Raw genomic sequence first — 521 nt, 5'->3', positions numbered from 1 at the left:
AACGACTTCGCCGCCGGCGCCGTACGCTCCGCGGCCGGCGCGTCGAACAGCCGCTCCAGCACCGCGTGCACCAGCGTGCCCCGCGTCGCCGCCTCACTCGGCTTCTCCGGCAACCGGTCGATCACCCGGAACCGGTACAGCAACGGACACCGCATGAAATCACTCGCCCGCGACGGAGACAGCGACGACGGCGCCACGGCGACCCGCGCCACAGCCTCCGCGCCGCCCTCGCCACCCGAAACGCCCTCGGGGGCACTCCCCACACCGCTGCTCTCCATGACCCAAGACCATACGGCCCGGCACCGACAGCGACCCAGCCGCGCACCTCACGCCCCCTCAACACCAGGGTGCCGGAGCGGACCGCGCCACCCGGGCCGCATACCATCGACCCGAGACCCTTCCGCCCGGCCACGCGCGGAAGACGCTTCGAACGATGGGGACACCGTGGACGTGACCGGCGGGAACGGGCAGCCGCAGCCGGACGAGAACCACCCGGCCGACCACCCCCCAGCGCCTCCCAC

1 protein-coding gene is annotated in these 521 nt (G+C 73.3%); it reads right to left on the bottom strand.

The window, feature by feature from the left end:
• Window positions 1–278 (bottom strand): RecB family exonuclease (locus CCN33_RS18150; protein WP_140394583.1); only part of this gene is annotated, 278 nt, incomplete at its 3' end.
• Between the last annotated feature and the right edge of the window lie 243 nt (window positions 279–521).

It is taken from the genome of Streptomyces recifensis (assembly GCF_002154615.1).
Classification (GTDB): domain Bacteria; phylum Actinomycetota; class Actinomycetes; order Streptomycetales; family Streptomycetaceae; genus Streptomyces; species Streptomyces griseoluteus.
The sequence above is the reverse complement of the archived record's forward strand: the minus strand, read 5'-3'. Positions and strand labels throughout refer to the sequence as shown.